Origin of the sequence: Mycobacterium colombiense (genome assembly GCF_001953985.1) — a bacterium.
In the GTDB taxonomy this organism is placed as follows: Bacteria; Actinomycetota; Actinomycetes; order Mycobacteriales; family Mycobacteriaceae; genus Mycobacterium; species Mycobacterium colombiense_B.
The window spans coordinates 90,860-107,266 of record NZ_MBEI01000053.1; the positions used below are offsets into that span (position 1 = coordinate 90,860).

Annotated in this window: 19 protein-coding genes; 7 read left to right on the forward strand and 12 right to left on the reverse strand. The window is 67.0% G+C overall.

Annotated features, from left to right (window positions below; all coding sequences use genetic code 11):
• Window positions 1-90: 90 nt before the first annotated feature.
• From A5732_RS14840 to A5732_RS14860, 5 genes are all read right to left on the reverse strand, one after another.
• Window positions 91-975 carry a zinc finger domain-containing protein gene (locus A5732_RS14840; RefSeq protein WP_142256620.1) on the reverse strand — a complete coding sequence of 295 codons (885 nt, stop codon included), beginning with the start codon at window positions 973-975 and terminating at the stop codon, window positions 91-93.
• Window positions 976-1,412: 437 nt separating this feature from the next.
• Entirely contained in the window at window positions 1,413-1,982 is a 570-nt protein-coding gene (locus A5732_RS14845; RefSeq protein ID WP_076102625.1) for a GNAT family N-acetyltransferase, read from the reverse strand.
• 10 nt (window positions 1,983-1,992) lie between these two features.
• A complete protein-coding gene (locus A5732_RS14850) occupies window positions 1,993-2,469 on the reverse strand; it encodes a hypothetical protein (protein ID WP_076055712.1) in 477 nt (158 codons plus the stop codon).
• Window positions 2,470-2,480: 11 nt separating this feature from the next.
• Window positions 2,481-3,485 carry a phosphotransferase family protein gene (locus A5732_RS14855; RefSeq protein ID WP_076102680.1) on the reverse strand — a complete coding sequence of 335 codons (1,005 nt, stop codon included), beginning with the start codon at window positions 3,483-3,485 and terminating at the stop codon, window positions 2,481-2,483.
• Between the two features lie 39 nt (window positions 3,486-3,524).
• Window positions 3,525-3,881 (reverse strand): nuclear transport factor 2 family protein, encoded by a 357-nt coding sequence (locus tag A5732_RS14860; protein ID WP_076055714.1) that lies wholly within the window; start codon window positions 3,879-3,881, stop codon window positions 3,525-3,527.
• A 139-nt stretch (window positions 3,882-4,020) separates the two neighbouring features.
• Here A5732_RS14860 and A5732_RS14865 point away from each other — a divergent pair, with 139 nt between their 5' ends.
• The 6 genes from A5732_RS14865 (at window position 4,021) to A5732_RS14885 (ending at window position 8,325) form a co-directional block, all read left to right on the forward strand.
• Window positions 4,021-4,965 carry a class I SAM-dependent methyltransferase gene (locus A5732_RS14865; RefSeq protein ID WP_076055716.1) on the forward strand — a complete coding sequence of 315 codons (945 nt, stop codon included), beginning with the start codon at window positions 4,021-4,023 and terminating at the stop codon, window positions 4,963-4,965.
• Between the two features lie 62 nt (window positions 4,966-5,027).
• Window positions 5,028-5,438 (forward strand): MmcQ/YjbR family DNA-binding protein, encoded by a 411-nt coding sequence (locus A5732_RS14870; RefSeq protein WP_076102626.1) that lies wholly within the window; start codon window positions 5,028-5,030, stop codon window positions 5,436-5,438.
• Between the two features lie 106 nt (window positions 5,439-5,544).
• Complete coding sequence (locus A5732_RS14875) at window positions 5,545-5,784, forward strand: hypothetical protein (RefSeq protein WP_064880197.1); 240 nt, start codon at window positions 5,545-5,547, stop codon at window positions 5,782-5,784.
• Between the two features lie 22 nt (window positions 5,785-5,806).
• Window positions 5,807-5,962, forward strand: coding sequence for a DUF6131 family protein (locus tag A5732_RS27070; protein WP_139334768.1), 156 nt, complete (start codon window positions 5,807-5,809; stop codon window positions 5,960-5,962).
• Between the two features lie 151 nt (window positions 5,963-6,113).
• Entirely contained in the window at window positions 6,114-6,818 is a 705-nt protein-coding gene (locus A5732_RS14880; protein WP_064953923.1) for a response regulator transcription factor, read from the forward strand.
• A complete protein-coding gene (locus tag A5732_RS14885) occupies window positions 6,796-8,325 on the forward strand; it encodes a sensor histidine kinase (RefSeq protein ID WP_076055719.1) in 1,530 nt (509 codons plus the stop codon). The genes A5732_RS14880 and A5732_RS14885 overlap by 23 nt, the downstream gene beginning before the upstream one ends.
• A 5-nt stretch (window positions 8,326-8,330) precedes the next feature.
• Here A5732_RS14885 and A5732_RS14890 read toward each other — a convergent pair whose 3' ends face one another.
• Entirely contained in the window at window positions 8,331-8,816 is a 486-nt protein-coding gene (locus A5732_RS14890) for a lipoprotein LpqH (RefSeq protein WP_076055721.1), read from the reverse strand.
• A gap of 166 nt (window positions 8,817-8,982) precedes the next feature.
• Between A5732_RS14890 and A5732_RS14895 the strand changes: the two genes are divergently transcribed.
• Entirely contained in the window at window positions 8,983-10,869 is a 1,887-nt protein-coding gene (locus tag A5732_RS14895; protein ID WP_076102627.1) for an alkyl/aryl-sulfatase, read from the forward strand.
• A gap of 7 nt (window positions 10,870-10,876) precedes the next feature.
• Here A5732_RS14895 and A5732_RS14900 read toward each other — a convergent pair whose 3' ends face one another.
• Genes A5732_RS14900 through A5732_RS14925 form a run of 6 tightly spaced genes read right to left on the reverse strand, consistent with a single transcriptional unit; the run spans window position 10,877 to window position 16,292 of the window.
• A complete protein-coding gene (locus A5732_RS14900) occupies window positions 10,877-11,845 on the reverse strand; it encodes an NADPH:quinone oxidoreductase family protein (RefSeq protein WP_076055724.1) in 969 nt (322 codons plus the stop codon).
• A complete protein-coding gene (locus tag A5732_RS14905) occupies window positions 11,845-12,468 on the reverse strand; it encodes a TetR/AcrR family transcriptional regulator (protein ID WP_076055726.1) in 624 nt (207 codons plus the stop codon). The genes A5732_RS14900 and A5732_RS14905 overlap by 1 nt, the downstream gene beginning before the upstream one ends.
• On the reverse strand, window positions 12,449-13,732 hold the full coding sequence (locus A5732_RS14910) for an acyl-CoA dehydrogenase family protein (RefSeq protein WP_076055728.1): 1,284 nt from the start codon (window positions 13,730-13,732) through the stop codon (window positions 12,449-12,451). Before A5732_RS14910 ends, A5732_RS14905 begins: the two co-directional genes overlap by 20 nt.
• A 13-nt stretch (window positions 13,733-13,745) precedes the next feature.
• Window positions 13,746-14,510, reverse strand: a complete 765-nt coding sequence (locus tag A5732_RS14915) for an SDR family NAD(P)-dependent oxidoreductase (protein ID WP_076055730.1) — start codon at window positions 14,508-14,510, stop codon at window positions 13,746-13,748.
• 10 nt (window positions 14,511-14,520) lie between these two features.
• A complete protein-coding gene (locus A5732_RS14920) occupies window positions 14,521-15,567 on the reverse strand; it encodes a phosphotransferase family protein (protein WP_076102628.1) in 1,047 nt (348 codons plus the stop codon).
• Window positions 15,568-15,620: 53 nt separating this feature from the next.
• The gene (locus A5732_RS14925) at window positions 15,621-16,292 is read right to left on the reverse strand and encodes a class I SAM-dependent methyltransferase (protein ID WP_076102629.1); all 672 of its coding nucleotides are present in this window, start codon (window positions 16,290-16,292) and stop codon (window positions 15,621-15,623) included.
• Window positions 16,293-16,407 lie beyond the last annotated feature (115 nt).

The window sequence follows — 16,407 nt, forward strand, 5'->3', positions numbered from 1 at the left end:
CGTCTGGCAGAGGCCGAACAGGCCGATTGAGCCAGACCGGGCCGCCCCCAAGGAGAGTAGGGGCGACCCGGTCAGTTTTTCAGACGTGATTCAGCGTGCTTCGGTTCCCGTTTCATCGCGGCCATCGCCGGTTAAGGATTCGACGTGCTCCCGCAGCGCCCGAACGGTGGCAGCATCGAGCTCCTCGGTTTCCATAGCCAATTGGGTGAGCTGCAAAGCCAGCTCCTTACGCTGCCGCCGCAGCTCGTATTCGTTTGCCACCCTGAGGCAGTCGACGCAGTCCATGTCGGCCCACCAGAGGCCCGTGTCCGGGTCCTCGTATTCGGTGTCGTTGAATTCCTCCGGCTCGAGGTAGTCGCTCGCCGCTCGGGCACTCGCGCTCGGTTCTCTGTGCAGCGCCATCGGTGCTCCGCACAGCGCCGTGACCGTGCGCCGGCCCTCGGCCCACGCTCGTTCCGCCTGCCCGACCCAGTACAGGTGATGCAGGTAGGGATTGCGGGGCAGCGTGCCTTGCCGGTACTGCTGGCGAAGTCTGGCCGCATCCCAACCCCAGCCGTCTGGTACATCGTCGCCGAGCGCGACGCGCTGTCGAAGCTCGTCGACGTCGCGGTAACGGTTATCCGAGTGAGAGACCAGAGCGTGCGTCGTCACCCTGCCGCATGCCGAGCACTTCAGGTCGCACACGTCGCGGTGCCAGGTGGGATCACCCCACCAACCGCGCATGTTCCGGGCCTGCTTAAAAGTACGGAGTTGCCCGCACTCGCAGCACAGCGCTTGCGATTCGGGTGCGAGCTCGCACCCGTTCTGCGGGCTGGTCGCCGCCCACCATTCCCGGACCCGGCGCATGTGCGGGCGGACTTCGCCGCGGCTGCCGCGCAGAGAGTGGCATTCCTGGCCGGCGTGGGCACCGCAGAACGGGCAGTCATAGGCAACGGCGGGATGGGCCTCGGACTGCGTTTCCGGTGTCATACTCATTTCGTCGAATCTCCTTCATAGATTTCGGCCATCCCCCGGGGCTGTTCGCGCAGCCGCCGGGGCCTTCCGCATTCTGCGGTAAGTCTCCACTTTCCTGATACAAACGCCCGCATTCTTGTCCGGATCTCGTCGTTCGCTAGCGGACGGCCCGATACGTATCGGCTGGTGAGCCCGTATTTTCACAGACTCAGACGGACGATTGCGGACGGCTGAATACGCCAGAAGGTTAGGGGTTCGAATCCCTTCGGGCGCGCTCAGCCGGCTCGGCAACCCAAAATGATTCAAATCGTTAAGACCCAGTTCCTTGTGGGCGTGGTTTTCCGTCGATACCTTCCGCCCATGACAATCAGCATTGAGCAAATCGGTGGTGGCGCTGGTGGCGGATTCCTGGGTGGCGGTGCCGGCGGCGGCTTCGTGGGCGGTGGCGGCGCCGGCGGCTAAGCCCCGGCCTCGCGCACCCGGCCCGGCGCAATGATCGGGCCGGGTGCTTCATCCGGCTCGGCAGCGGCCAGGTCGAGCTGCATCCACGCGACGTCGTGCCAGCCGTCGTGTTTCCAGGCGACGCGGCGGTACAGGCCCACTTCGGTGAACCCGAAAGACCGGTGGAAGCCCTTGCTCGCCTCATTGGGCTGCGTGATCCCGGCGAACGCCTGCCGGTAGCCGCGCTCGGTGAGCCTGCGCAGCAGCTCCGTGTAGAGCGCGCGCCCTCCGCCGGTGCGGCGATGGCCGGCGTCGAGGTAGATCCCGGTCTCGATCGACCACTGATGCGTGGCAAGGCGATTGAGAGCGTGCCCATAGGCGAAGCCGACCACGCGGCGATCGCGGTCCAGGACAAGCCATTCGTGGCTCACCTGGGCGGCGGCGATCCGCGCGGCCATCTCATTGTCGGTGGGGACGTCGGTTTCCCAGCTGATGACCGTGTGTTCGACGTACGGCCGGTAAATCGCAACGCACGCAGCCGCATCCGCCGCCGATGCCGGGCGGATCAGGCCGCCGCGCGCGGGCATGTCGTCCGCGCTACGGGCGCGGCTGGAACGGCTGGAACGGCCCACGGCGGGGCGGTTCGGTCACTGTCTGCGTGACGGTGCTGGTCTCCGTGCTCGGCGCGGCCGTCGTGGGCGGCTCCGTCGTCGTGGGAGTGTCGGTGCTCGGCGGCGGCGCCGTCTCGGTCACCGTCTCGGTCGGCGCGCCACCGCCGCCGCCCCCGTGATGCCGCGGCGCCCGCTCCGTGGTGGTCACCGGCGCGGTGGTGGAGGGGACGGGCGTCGTGGCGGGGCTGGGCGCCGGCGAACCGCTGGTGAGCTTGACCACCGCGTACACCAGCGCGGCCAGCAGGATCACCCCGATGGCGCCGGCCGCGACCAGCGCCGCCGGACGGCGGTACCACGGCGTCGGAGGCTCCGGCGGCTGTGGCTCGGGCTCGTAATACCCGCCGTACCGCGCGGCCGCGGTGGGCTCGGAGTAGTAATCCGGTTGCTCGGGATAGGGCGGCACGAGAGGAGATGTTAATAGGAGCCCTTGTCGGAGATGAGGCCCAGCGCCCGCTCGAACAGATGCACCGTGGCCGCGTGCAACTGGTCGCCGACCTCCTTCTCCGCCTTGCCGGCGCAGGCCCGGGCCAGTGTTCCCTCGATCACGATCCCGAGCTTGAAGCAGGCCAGCACGGTGTACCAGGTGATGTGGGACAGGTCGCGGGTGGTGTTGGCGGCGTAGCGCTCGAAGAGCTCGTCGGTGCTGGCCAATCCATCCTGCCCACCCAGCGCGTGGCTGAAGACGCTGGAACCGTCGGGCTGGCGCCAGGTGGCCAGCAGCCAGCCCAGATCCAGCAGTGGGTCGCCGATCGTGCACATCTCCCAGTCGACGATCGCGACCACGTCGGGTCCGGTGCGGGAGAACATCACGTTGGCGGCGTGGTAGTCGCCGTGCATGATGCCCGGCGTCCAGGCGGCCGGCCGGTGCCGGTCCAGCCAGGCCGATACCGCCTCGATGCCGGGGATGTCGGGGCCGGGGTAGCCGTCGTACTCGTTGTAGGACTCCAGCTCTGAGAGCCAGCGCGGCACCTGGCGTTCCAGGAAGCCCTCGGGCTTTCCGAAATCCGCGAGACCCACCGCGACGTGGTCCACCGCGCCCAGCTTGGCCAGCGCGTCGGCCATCGACAGGCCCATCCCGTGGCGGATCTTGGCGTCGCCGGCGTGCAGCGGTGGCAGGCCTTCGCCCGCGTTGAACCCGTCGACCGGGTCCATCAGATAGAAGACGGCGTCGCCCAGCACACTCGGGTCCTCGCAGGCGGCGATCAGGTGGGGATGCGGAACGTCGGAACCCGCCAGTGCGGCAAGGACTTTCGTCTCCCGCAAGATCACGCTGTTGCTGCGCGGACGCAGGTGTCGTGGCCCGCGCCGCAGCACGTACGGCCGGCCGGCCCGGGTGAATCGCAGCATCACGTTCTGGGTTCCGCCGGTGACGTTGGAAACGTCCTGTAGCGGCCCCTCGCCGAGCCCCTGCCCGGACATCCACTCCGCTACGGCTTCCAGATTCACGTAATCCACTTCTCAGCCCTTCGGGTGCGGCGTGTATCGGACGGTCTGCGCCCGGATCATGCCGCCGCGGAACACGAAGGTGTCAACACCGTCGTCAACCCGGTTGACGGCCGAGTCGGCGGACCACTCCAAAAACAGCACGTCCGCATCGAAAAGCTGAGTTCGCAAGTCCCACTTCGCATCCGGCAGATCGGCGAGCAAGGTCGCGAAAACGGTTCGGATGGCGTCCTTGCCGCGGGCGATGCCGGCGGGGCTCAGCACCACCGAATCCTCGGCGTAGTCGACGACGATCTCGTCGAGGTCCCCGGCGGCCAGTGCGGTGCCGTGGTGGGCGAACACCTCCTGCGGCGTGCGCCGGGTGGATGTCATGGCACTCCCTTGCAACCTGTGGACCGTCTGAGAAAAAGACTAGGGCAGGGGCGACGGGCGGCCCCGAGCGGCGGCGGCTGGAAGAATAATGCGCATAACTTACTTTCCATAACTTACTTTCTGGGGAAGGGAACTGGCGATGCCGCGGACCGACAATGATTCCTGGGAGATCACTCAGAGCGTGGGCGCCACGGCGCTGGGTGTCGCCGCAGCTCGCGCGGCCGAAACCGAGAGCGAGAACCCCCTGATCAACGATCCGTTCGCGCGCGTGTTCGTCGACGCCGCGGGCGAGGGCATGTGGAGCATCTACGCCGATCCGGCGCTGCTGGCCAAGGCGGGCGACATCGAGCCAGATCTGCGCGATCGCCTTCAGCTGATGGTCGACTTCATGGCCACCCGGACGGCGTTCTTCGACGAGTTCTTCCTCGGCGCCGCGGACGCCGGCGTTCGGCAGGTGGTGATCCTGGCGGCCGGCCTGGACGCACGCAGCTGGCGGCTCCCGTGGCCCGACGGCACCGTCGTCTATGAGCTCGACCAGCCCAAGGTGCTGGAGTTCAAATCCAAGACGCTGCGTGAGCACGGGGCGCAGCCCAAGGCGCAGCTGGTCAACGTTCCGATCGACCTGCGCCAGGATTGGCCGAAAGCGTTGCAGGAAGCGGGGTTTGACGCCTCCAAGCCGGCGGTCTGGTCGGCCGAGGGACTGGTTCGCTACCTGCCCGCCCACGCCCAGGACCTGCTGTTCGAGCGGATCGATTCGCTCAGCGCTGCGGGCAGTTGGCTGGCGTCCAACGTGCCCGATGCGGGCTTCACCGAACCCGGCCGGGTGCAGCGCCAGCGCGACGACATGCGGCGGATGCGGGCCGCTGCCGCCGAACTGGTCAACGCCGAGATCACCGACTTCGACGACCTCTGGTACGCCGAGGAGCGCACTCCCGTCGATGGCTGGCTGCGTGACCGCGGCTGGGACGTCACGACGGCGTCGTTCGCGGAGTTGATGGCGCGGTACGGCCGCAGCGTTCCGCAAGGTTCGGAGGACTCGATGCCGCCCACCCTCTACGTGTCCGCGCAGCGGACTGCGGGCTGATCAAACACCCTTAGCGGCAACGTCTCTCACCCCTGTCGCGAGCGGTCGGTACGCTCGCGGACATGCCTGCTCGCCGCGCCCGGCTCGACGACGTGCATGAGATCGCCGCCGCGATGCCGCACGTTCAGCGCCTGGAGGGTCCCAAGGGCAACGCCATCTACCAGGTCGGTGGCAAGTCGTTCGTCTTCTTCCGCACACCCCGGCCCGACGCGACCGATCCGGACACCGGCGAACGCTATGCGGACGTGATCATGCTCTGGGTGGAGTCGGAGAGCGACAAGTTGGCGTTAATCTCCGATCCCACGTCGCCGTTTTTCACCACGGAGCATTTCGACGGGCACCCTTCGGTGCTGGTGCGGGCCAGTCGGCTGGCGGAAATCAGCAGAACCGAATTAGCTGAGCTGATTCAGGACGCCTGGTTGTCCCGGGCGTCGAAGAAGAGGGCCGCCACCTGGCTCGCCGACCACTTCTAGCACCACAAACTGCGCCGACAAGCACTGCCGCATAACCCATTGCATGTTTAGACATAAGTCGAACGGGTAACTTCAGGTCCACGAGAAAACTTCTTCTCGACCCATATTGGAGGTCACGATGCGTGGCAGCGGGATCATCGGAACGGTTGCTTTGGTGTGGTTGCTGATCGGGGTCTTCGCGGCGTGGCAGCGCGATTACTTCAAAAACGACAACACATCTTGCGCCTCGGCGGGCACGGTTGCGGTGACCGTGATCGCTGGCCCCTTGAATTACTTCGGTGTCAATCCAAAAGTCACGGATTGCCATCTGCCGCAACCAAGTTCAATGCAATCAATCAACCTCTAACCGCTCACTCAAAGGAATCGACATGGTTATCTTAGGAATTGTCCTGCTTATTCTCGGTTATTTCTTCCACGTGCCAATCCTGACCACTATCGGCATCGTGCTGTTGGTCATCGGCGCGATCCTGTGGATTCTGGGCTCGATCGGTCGCCCCGTCGCCGGCCGCCGCTATTGGTACTAACAACTTCGACGGGAGATCGAATCGCGCGGCTGCTCAGCAGTCGCGCGATTCGTTTCACAGGGTACGCATAGGTTCGGCATAGCGTTGCCTCAGTCCGCGGCGGATACTGGACCTTGTGACGCAGCCCCGAGCCTCAGTAGAGCGGGTTGTTATGTGTCGTGCAGACGGCAACCCCATCAACGTTTTGGTCGTAGACGACGAATCGGTCCTGGCCGACATGGTGTCGATGGCGCTGCGGTATGAGGGCTGGAACATCTCCACCGCCGGTGACGGGGCATCGGCCATCGCGAACGCCCGCTCGCAGCGGCCCGATGTGGTTGTTCTGGACGTGATGCTGCCCGACATGAGCGGCCTCGACGTCTTGCACAAACTTCGCGAAGAGAACCCGCAACTGCCCGTGCTGCTGCTGACCGCCAAGGACGCCGTGGAAGACCGCATCGCCGGACTGACGGCGGGCGGCGACGACTATGTCACCAAACCGTTCAGCATCGAAGAGGTCGTGCTGCGCCTGCGTGCGCTGTTGCGCCGCACCGGTGTGACGACCGTGGACAGCGGCGCGCAATTGGTGGTCGGCGACTTGGTGCTCGACGAGGACAGCCATGAGGTCACCCGGGCGGGTGAACCAATCTCGTTGACCTCCACTGAGTTTGAGCTGTTGCGATTCATGATGCGCAACTCCAAGCGGGTGCTGAGCAAAGCCCAGATCCTGGACCGGGTATGGAGTTACGACTTCGGCGGCCGATCCAACATCGTCGAGCTCTACATTTCCTACCTGCGCAAGAAGATCGACAACGGCCGGGAACCGATGATCCACACGTTGCGCGGCGCGGGTTATGTCCTCAAGCCGGCCCGCTGACACGGGAAGGGCCTGGTCCCTTCGGCTGCGGCTGCTGGTCGGTCAGATCGTCGTGTTGGCGATCGTCTGCGTCGGGATCACGGCGGCGACCGAATTGGCGCTGCTGCACCACCTGGTGGCGCAGCTCGACGGGCAGCTCGCCGGCACCTCCTACCGCTCGTCGCTCATGTATCCCGAGCCGCCGCACTCGGGCCGGCGGCATCAACACGTCTATCCGAGGCCGGGCCCCGGCCCGCGATTCCTGGACGCCCCGGGCCAGCCGGCGGGCATGGTGGCGGCGATCGTCAGCCACGGAAACACGGTGGACGCCGGCTACACGACGAGCAGCGGCGACCGGGCCGAGCTGACCCCGGCCGCCCAGCAGCAGCTGTCCGGGATCGCCGGCAGCCGCAAGCCGGTAACCCTGAACCTCGACGGGCTGGGCCGCTACCGGGTGGTCGCGGCCCCGAGCCGCAACGGCGGCGAGGTCATCGTCACCGGCCTGTCGATGGCCAACATCGACGCCACCCTGATGCGGATGCTGGTCATCTTCGGGATCGTCACCGTCATCGCGCTGGTCGCCGCGACCACGGCCGGGGTGATCATCATCAGGCGGGCGCTGGCGCCGCTGCGCCGCGTCGCGCAGACCGCGAGCGAGGTGGCCGGCTTGCCCTTGGCGCGCGGCGAGGTCGAACTCCCGGTGCGGGTGCGCGAATCCGACGCGAACCCCTCCACCGAGGTGGGGCAACTGGGCGCCGCCCTCAACCAGATGCTGGACCACATCGCGGCCGCCCTGTCGGCGCGGCAGGCCAGCGAGACGCGGGTTCGCCAATTCGTCGCCGACGCCAGCCACGAGCTGCGCACGCCCTTGGCCGCGATCCGCGGCTACACCGAACTGACACAACGGATGGGCGACGACCGCGAGGCGGTGGCGCAGGCGATGAGCCGGGTGGCCTCCGAGACCGAGCGGATGACGCGCCTGGTCGAGGACCTGCTGCTGCTGGCCCGGCTAGACTCCGGCCGGCCGCTGGAACGCGAACCGGTGGATCTGTCGCGGTTGGCGGTGGACGCGGTGAACGACGCCCACGTCGCCGGGCCCGATCATCAATGGGAACTCGACCTGCCGGAAGAGCCGGTGGTGGTCACCGGGGACGCGGCGCGGCTACACCAGGTGCTGGCCAATCTGCTTGCCAATGCCCGGGTCCACACCTCGCCGGGCACCGTCGTGACGACGCGGTTGAGCGCCGAGCCGTCGCACACCGTGCTGCAGGTCATCGACGACGGGCCGGGCATCCCGGCGGCGTTGCAATCCGAGGTTTTCGAACGGTTCGCCCGCGGCGACACGTCGCGTTCCCGCAAGGGCGGCAGCACCGGGCTGGGACTGGCGATCGTCTCCGCGGTTGTCAAGGCGCACAACGGAACTATCGCGGTGGACAGCGCGCCGGGTCGGACCGAGTTCACGGTGCGGTTGCCACCCAACGGATGGCAACCGCCCGCGCCGAACTCCCAAGGCGCCCAGGGCGCCTGACCTGACTAGGTATTGCAGGTCACGTTGATTTCGAAGGGTTTGTTGACCGGCTGCATCGGGTTGGCCATGTCCACCCCGGTGGCGGTGCCGCTGATCTTGTAGGTGTTGCCGTCCTTGCTGGCGGAGGCATTGCCCTGGCCGGTACCGGAGGTGTAGCCCAGGGTCACGCCGTTGACATTGCCCAGCCCAACCGATTTCACCTGCGGCGGGCTGCCGTCGCTGAGCACGGCGGCGATGCCGGTCGCCGCGCCACCGATCGCGATGTTGACGGTGCCGCCCGCGTTCGTGCAGACGACCGAGCCGGTGACGTTCTGGTCTTTGCCATCGATGCTGACCTTCGTACCGCCGGATGCACCGGAATTCACCGACGCGCTGCTGCCAGAACTACTCGAGGAACTGCCTGTGGCCGACTTGTTATTACTCGAACAGCCGGAAATGCCCGCGGCAAGAATTGCCGCACCGGCGACCGCGACCGTCAGTTGACGCTTCACCTGTTCTCCTTTGCCCAATAGTTGCGGCCCTCGGCATTGAGGGCCGTCTGGGCAGTATGCGGGTTAACTGGGCCGCGATCCAGAGCCCGAAGAAATTGTTGCTGTGTTCATTAATTAGACGACGAAAAGCCGTCCGAACCGCCTTGGCATTCGGCGCGTTAATGGCATGGTTGTCAGGGTGGATCACAAGCCTCCCAGCGCCGTCATCGAGTCGGCCCATCGCGACCAAGTCCTGCCGTTTCATGATGAAACGGATTTTGCCGACGCCGACCGGGGATTCGTCGCCGCGGAGTCGCCATGCGTGATCAAGGCAGCCGACGGGCGGGTGGTCTGGGACAACGATGCCTACTCGTTCCTGGGCGGTCCCGCCTCGACGTCGGTGCATCCCAGCCTCTGGCGGCAGTCGACGCTCGCCGCCAAACAGGGCCTCTACGAAGTGGTTCCGGGCATCTATCAGGTCCGCGGATTTGACATCTCCAACGTCACGTTCGTGGAATCCGACAACGGCATCATCGTCATCGATCCCCTGGTGTCCACCGAGGTGGCCGCGGCGGCACTGGCCTTGTATCGCACCCACAGAGGTGGCGAGCGCCCCGTCGTCGCGGTGATCTACACGCACAGCCACGTCGACCATTTCGGCGGCGTATTGGGCGTCACCTCGCAGGCGGACGTGGATGGCGGTGCGGTGGCCGTCCTGGCGCCGGAGGGCTTCATCGAGCACGCGGTGCAGGAGAACGTCTACGCCGGACCGGCGATGCTGCGCCGCGCAACCTACATGTACGGCACCCAGCTGGCCCACGGACCCTTGGATCATGTGGGCTGTGGGCTAGGACAGGCCACGTCCACCGGCGAGGTGGCCCTCATCGTGCCGACCGTCGACATCCGGGAAACCGGCGAAAAACACACGATCGACGGCGTGGAGATCGAGTTCCAGATGGCGCCCGGCACGGAGGCGCCCGCCGAAATGCATTTCTATTTCCCGCGTTTCCGCGCCCTGTGCATGGCCGAGAACGCCACCCACAACTTGCATAACCTGCTGACCCTGCGCGGCGCGCTGGTGCGCGACCCGCGCGCCTGGTCCGGTTACCTCACCGAGGCCATTGACACGTTCGCCGACCGCGCGGACGTCGTGTTCGCCTCCCACCATTGGCCGACCTGGGGACGGGACAACATCGTCGCGTTCCTGTCGCTGCAGCGCGACCTGTACGCGTACCTGCACGACCAGACGCTGCGATTGCTCAACCAGGGCTACACCGGTGTCGAAATAGCCGAAATGTTCCAGATGCCACCGGCTCTCGACCAGGCATGGCACACGCGCGGTTACTACGGGTCGGTCAGCCACAACGTCAAGGCCATCTACCAGCGCTACATGGGCTGGTTCGACGGCAACCCGGCCCGGCTGTGGCCCCATCCTCCCGAGGCCCTCGCGCCCCGCTATGTCGCGGCGATGGGCGGCATCGACCGGGTCGTCGACCTCGCCAAGGAAGCGTTCGACTCCGGTGATTACCGTTGGGCCGCAACTCTTTTAGACCATGTAATGTTCACGGACAGCGATCACGCCGGTGCCCGTGCGCTCTACGCCGACACGTTCGAGCAGCTGGCCTACGGCGCCGAGAACGCGACCTGGCGCAACTTCTTCCTCAGCGGGGCTACCGAGCTGCGGGACGGCAATTTCGGCACCGCCGGCCAGGTCACTTCCCCCACCATGCTCGCCCAACTGACGCCGGAGCAGATCTTCGACAGCCTGGCCATCCGGGTCAACGGGCCGCGCAGCTGGGATCTTGACCTCACCATCGACGTCACCCTTGTCGACGCGGCGGTCAACTATCGACTCGCCTTGCGCAACGGTGTGCTGGTGCAGCGCAAGGTGCCGGCGGATCCCTCGACGGCGACGGTTACGGTGCGGCTGGCCAACAAGGTTCGGCTGCTGGCCGTGGCGGCGGGTGATTTCACCTCACCCGGCCTGGAGCTGACCGGCGATCAGGGCGCGCTGCAGACGTTGGTAGGAGCGCTCGACGGGCCGGACCCGAACTTCAACATCGTCACGCCGTGACACCGCGTCACGCGACGTCGATCACCACCTTGCCCAGCACCTTGCGATCGGCCACATGCCGCAAGGCCGCTGCCGTCTCCGACAGCGGGAATCGCGCGCCGATGTGGGGCCGCACCGTGCCGGCGGCGAACATCTGCGCCAACTCCTTGAGGTCGCGCACGGCGTCGTCGGGCCGGTCGGTCATGAATGTGCGGATCTCCATACCGCGCACACAGATGTCTTTGAGCAGAATGAGATTCAGCGGAATCGCCGGGATGGTGCCGGCGGCGTAGCCCAGCGTGACGAAGGTGCCGCCACGCGCGAGCCCGCGCAGCGCCGGCTCCGAATACGATCCGCCCACCGGGTCCAGTACCACGCGGGCGCTGTCGCCGGTGAGCTCACGGATCCGCGTCTTGAGGTCCTCGCGGTCATAGTCCACGGTCGCCTCGGCGCCGCGCTGCCGGCACAGCTCCAGCTTCTCCGGGCTCGACGCCGCGGCCAGCACCCGGGCGCCCATTGCGACGGCCAGGTCGACCGCGGCCAGCCCCACGCCGCCCGCGGCGCCGAGCACGACCACCCAATCTCCTTGTGTGACAGCGGCGGTCGAGCGCAGCGCGTGATAAGCGGTGCGGTAAGTGACGCCGAAGGCAGCGGCCGAGGCGAAGTCGGCATCGTCGGGCACGAGCTCGGCCTGACTCGCGTCGAGCAGCGCTTGCTCGGCGAACGCCCCGAATGTGGTTCCGGAAACCCGTTGTCCGGGACGGAACGGCGCACCGTCACCGGCGGCGATGACCTCCCCGGCGATCTCGTTACCGGGGATGAACGGCGGCGGAATCTTGACCTGGTACTTGCCCGCGATGAACAGGACGTCGGGGAAGTTGACCGCGGCCGCGCGGACCCGCACCAGCAACTGGCCCGGAGCCGCAACGGGATCGGGCACATCGTCGATCACCAGGTCCTCGGGAGCGCCGTAGGAACGACAGATCACCGCGCGCATCAACCGGCCTCCAGACCACGTAAACAGAACCGCACCACGTGTGCGATGTCGTCGGGGCCCGGCCGGTCGGCCGAGCCGACATAGCGGCGCATGGTTGCGGCGGTGCAGCTGAACACCGCCTGGACGTCGCGGTCGACGTCGCTACTGCCCAGCGCCGCAACGGGTTCGACGAGGAGCTCGCGAAGCGGCCGCATCATCTCCTGGTCGGCCGCGCGCCAGCTGGTACCGGCCGACATCTGGCCGGCCGCCGCGCGGGTCATGCTGATCAGGTGCGGGTCGGCCACCTGGGCCAGCGTGCCCTCGATCCACCGCGCGACCTTGTCACGCGGCTCGGATTCCTTGGCCATCTGATGCTCGAGGTAGGACACCACGATGCCCACGCCGCGTTCCATGACGGCGAGGATCAGATCGTCCTTACCGGCGAAGTAGCGGTAGAACGCCTTGTTCGACGAACCCGCCTCGGCGACGATGTCGCTGACCCGCGGCGGTTCGGGTGCGACGCGTTCCATGACCCGCACCGCGGCGGCCAGGATGCGTTCCACCTCCTCGGTGGCCTCCCGCTGGCGATCATCCAGTGCCCGCTCGACCGCGGCGGTCACGCGGTTAGAGCTCAACGAGCTCACCGTATTTGGCGCGCGCGGCCGCGCGCCGCACGTCGAGCATCTCGCTGGGCCAGTCGCCCTCCTCGGCCTCGTAACCCTTGAGCAGCATCCGGGCCAGGTTGACCTTGTGCGCCTCGGTCGGCCCGTCGGCCAGGCCCAGCGCGATGCCGCCCAGCAGGACGTTGACCAGGGGCAGCTGGTCGGTCAGCCCCAGCGCCCCGTGCACCTGAATGGCCCGCAGGGCAATCGATTTGAGCACCTGCGATGCCAGGATCTTGCAGGCCGCGATCTCGGCGCGTGCGGCGCGCTCGTCGCCGTTGTCGATCAACCACGCGGCGTGCAGCACGGTCAGCCGGAACGGGATCAGCTCGGTGTACGAGTCGGCGACGAACTCCTGGACCAGTTGCTTGTCGGCCAGCAGACTACCTTGGGTGAAGCGGCTTTTCGCCCGGCGGGACATGATCTCGACGGCGCGTTGCGCCATCCCGATGGAGCGCATCGCGTGATGCAGGCGCCCGCCGGCCAGCCGGGTCTGCAAGATCAAAAAGCCCTGCCCGGGTTTGCCGAGCAGCGCGTCGGCGGGCACGCGCACGTCGTTGTAATGCACCAGCGAATGGCCCGGCTCGTGCGGGTCGGCCCCGACCAGGTGGTGATTGGCTTCCAGGACCAGCCCCTCGGTGCCGGCGGGGATCAGAAACGTCGACGCACCGGTGTGCACCGGCACGTCGGGATCGGTGATCGCGACGACGATGAAGAACGAGGCGACGGAGGCGTTGGAGGAGAAGTACTTTCGCCCGGTGATCACCCAGTCGTCGCCGTCGCGGACGGCGCGGGTGGTGAAGACCCTCGGATCCGCGCCGCCCTGCGGCTCGGTCATCGAGAAGCACGAGAAGATCTCCCCGGACAGCAGGCCGGCCAGGTAGCGGTCCTTCTGTTCCTGGGTTCCGAAGCGGGCGATGATCTCGGCGTTGCCGGTGTCAGGCGCTTGCGTTCCGAACACGATCGGCGCCCATGGGCTCCGGCCCAGGATCTCGTTGATCAGCGTCAGCTTGACCGCACCGAATCCCTGCCCGCCCAGTTCCGGCCCCAGATGCGGTGCCCACAAACCCTTGTCGCGCACCTGCTGCTTGAGCGGGTCGACAATGCGGCGCCGCTCGTCGTTCAGCGGCAGAAACTCGCAGCCGGGAAACAGCACCTCGAGCGGTTCCACCTCGTCGCGAACGAAGCCGCGGATCCACTCGAGCTTCTCCTCGAACTCCGGCTCGGTAGAAAAATCCCAGGACATTCGAACACTCCTTTCAGGGGATTCCGCCGTCGGCCCGCAGGATCGAGCCGGTGGTGAAGCTGGACGCGTCGGACGCCAGGAACAGTGCCGCGCCGACGATTTCGCGCGGGTCGCCCGCGCGCTGCAACGAAAGGTGCTTGAACGGATTCTGTTCGGCCGCCCCGAGATTCCAGGCCTTGCTCACGTCGGTGAGAAACGGCCCGGCCATCAGCGTATTGACCCGCACCGCCGGACCGAACGCCTTCGCCAGCGCCTCGGTCATGGCGTTGAGCCCGGCCTTTGACGCGGCGTAGGGGATGATGTCGGGCGTCGGCCGCAGCGAGCCGGCCGTGCTCACGTTGATGATCGAGCCCCGGCCGGCCGCCACCATGCGCTCACCCACCAACGCCGACAAGCGGAATGGGCCCTTGAGGTTGAGGTTGACCACGGCGTCGAACAGCTTCTCGGTCACATCGGTCAGCTTGTCGTACAGCGGGGACATGCCCGCGTTGTTGATCAGCGTGTCGACCTTGCCGAACCGCTCGTAGGCCGCCTCGACCAGGCCGTCGAGCTGATCCCAGCGCCCCACGTGCACCTGATACGGCAGGGCCGACCGGCCCGTCTCGGCCTCGATCTCCTTGGCGGTGGAGACGCAGTTGTCCATGTTGCGGCTCGCGATCACCACGTCGGCACCGCAGCGGGCCGCGCCGAATGCCATCTCGCGCCCCAGGCCGCGGCTACCACCGGTGATCAGGATGACGCGGTCGGTGAGATCGAAAAGCTCGTCGGCATAACCCATTTCAGGATCCCTAGTTAGATCGGGCGAGTTCGGCCGCCGTGGCGATGAGCTGGAGAATCATCGGGCCGAACGCGTCGGTGATCTTCGGGTCGACTTTGCCGGTCCGCACCCCGGCCGCGTACGTTTTCTCCAGCACGATGCCCAGCTTCCAGTTGGCCAGCACCAGGTAGTAGTCGATGTTCTCGGTCGACAATCCGCTGACGGATTCGTAATGCTCCAACAGCTCGCTGCGTGTCGGCATGCCGCGCATGTCGAGATAAAATCCGTCCTCGCGCGGCTTTTCGCCGTCGTAGCCCAGCAGGCACCACGCCAGGTCGAGCAGCGGATCGCCCACCGTGGTCATCTCCCAGTCCATGATCGCGGCCAGGCGCGCGGGGGCGCCGTGCGCGAACATCACGTTGGCGAACTGATAGTCGCCGTGCATGATGCCCGCGCGGTAATGCGCCGGACGGTTGCGGCGCAACCAGTCGGAGGCGACGTCCAGACCCGGCAGCTCGCGGACCTTGTAGGCGTCGAGGAACGCCAGCCAGCGATCGACCTGCCGCTCGTGGAATCCGTCCGGGCGGCCGAAGCCTTCGAGTCCTTGCTCGCGCCAATCCACTCGGCCCAGCTTGGCCGCGCCGTCGACCAATTGGAAGGCCAGGCCGCGCCGGGCCTCGAGGTCGGTGTCGAACGGCGATTGCCAGCCGCCGTCCATCGGGCTCCACCCGTCGATCGCCTGCATGACGTAGAACGGCATCCCGAGCACTTCGCCGGTGTCGTCGGCTGCGATCAGCGCCGCGTGCGGGACATCGGTGCCCGACAGCGCGCGCACGAGGCGGATCTCCCGGAGCAGCCCGTCGATGCGGGCGGCGTCGGCCCGGGCGCCGGGCATCCGCAGCACCATCCGCCGGCCACCGCGCTCGATCAGGTACAGGGTGTTCTGCGACCCGCCCTTCAGCTGCGTCAGCCGCGCCTCTTCGCCACCGCCCGGTGCGTCGTTCGCATCCAGCCAGCGAGCGAGGACGCCCGCGTCGAGCCCCGATTCACCAGTCACTCGCCCACCCTCTCTGCACACCCCGATCTCTGTGCGGAGAATAGCATTCTCCGTGCTAGAGGCAAGTGCGGCTGTCAGCCCGGTTTGTGCGCGCTCAGCAGGAACCCGGGCGCCATGAAGTGGCCGTCGTCGTCGTGGTCCAGGTGCGCCAGTGGATTGTCCGGCGAGCCGGCCGCGTCGTCCGTGCCGTACACCTTGGCCGCGCGAACGTCGTCGACCCGCCACAGTGTCGCGACGGCGTCGTGCAGTTCGGTTTCGGTGAACCCGGGCGGGCCCGGCCGGTCCGAATGGGCGTCGTCCAGTGCGCCGGCGGCGAAGGCCAGGATGTACAGCGCGGCGCCCGGCGCGGCGGCCCGAAAGATGGACTGCACGTAGTCCTGGCGCCGGTCGGGCGGCAGCGCGTGAAACAGCCCGCTGTCCAGAATCGTGGAGAAGCGACCGTCATAGCCGCCGAAGCTGGTCACGTCGGCCTGGGCGAACGTCGCCGTCGTCAGGCCCTGCTCGGTGGCGGCGGCGGTGGCCGCGGCGATCGCGGTCGCACTGGCGTCCAGGCCGACCACGGTGTAGCCGAGCGCGGCGAGGGTCAGCGACAAAGCCGCGTGGCCGCAACCGGAGTCCAGCACCTCGCTGCGGATCTTGCCCTGATCGATGAGCAGCGCCAGCTCCGGTTGGGGCCGCCCGATGCTCCAGGGAGGCGGGGCGGCTTGTCGGTAGGCGGCGTCCCAATCCCTGTCCGGTTCACTCATCCGTCCTCCTCGGCATTGGGGGCATGAAGTTGGTGCAGCGATGTCATTGTGCACGCCCTGAACGACGGGCAAGGGGCGATGAGAGACTTCGGACCGGCACAACCTTTCGACAAGA

What these genes read in the sequence shown, in the direction of transcription:
- A5732_RS14840 (WP_142256620.1), bottom strand. Translation starts at nt 975, where the DNA reads ATGAGTATGACACCGGAAACGCAGTCCGAGGCCCATCCCGCCGTTGCC.
- A5732_RS14845 (WP_076102625.1), bottom strand. Translation starts at nt 1,982, where the DNA reads ATGCCCGCGCGCGGCGGCCTGATCCGCCCGGCATCGGCGGCGGATGCG.
- A5732_RS14855 (WP_076102680.1), bottom strand. Translation starts at nt 3,485, where the DNA reads ATGTCCGGGCAGGGGCTCGGCGAGGGGCCGCTACAGGACGTTTCCAAC.
- A5732_RS14860 (WP_076055714.1), bottom strand. Translation starts at nt 3,881, where the DNA reads ATGACATCCACCCGGCGCACGCCGCAGGAGGTGTTCGCCCACCACGGC.
- A5732_RS14865 (WP_076055716.1), top strand. Translation starts at nt 4,021, where the DNA reads ATGCCGCGGACCGACAATGATTCCTGGGAGATCACTCAGAGCGTGGGC.
- A5732_RS14870 (WP_076102626.1), top strand. Translation starts at nt 5,028, where the DNA reads ATGCCTGCTCGCCGCGCCCGGCTCGACGACGTGCATGAGATCGCCGCC.
- A5732_RS27070 (WP_139334768.1), top strand. Translation starts at nt 5,807, where the DNA reads ATGGTTATCTTAGGAATTGTCCTGCTTATTCTCGGTTATTTCTTCCAC.
- A5732_RS14880 (WP_064953923.1), top strand. Translation starts at nt 6,114, where the DNA reads ATGTGTCGTGCAGACGGCAACCCCATCAACGTTTTGGTCGTAGACGAC.
- A5732_RS14885 (WP_076055719.1), top strand. Translation starts at nt 6,796, where the DNA reads ATGTCCTCAAGCCGGCCCGCTGACACGGGAAGGGCCTGGTCCCTTCGG.
- A5732_RS14895 (WP_076102627.1), top strand. Translation starts at nt 8,983, where the DNA reads ATGGTTGTCAGGGTGGATCACAAGCCTCCCAGCGCCGTCATCGAGTCG.
- A5732_RS14900 (WP_076055724.1), bottom strand. Translation starts at nt 11,845, where the DNA reads ATGCGCGCGGTGATCTGTCGTTCCTACGGCGCTCCCGAGGACCTGGTG.
- A5732_RS14910 (WP_076055728.1), bottom strand. Translation starts at nt 13,732, where the DNA reads ATGTCCTGGGATTTTTCTACCGAGCCGGAGTTCGAGGAGAAGCTCGAG.
- A5732_RS14915 (WP_076055730.1), bottom strand. Translation starts at nt 14,510, where the DNA reads ATGGGTTATGCCGACGAGCTTTTCGATCTCACCGACCGCGTCATCCTG.
- A5732_RS14925 (WP_076102629.1), bottom strand. Translation starts at nt 16,292, where the DNA reads ATGAGTGAACCGGACAGGGATTGGGACGCCGCCTACCGACAAGCCGCC.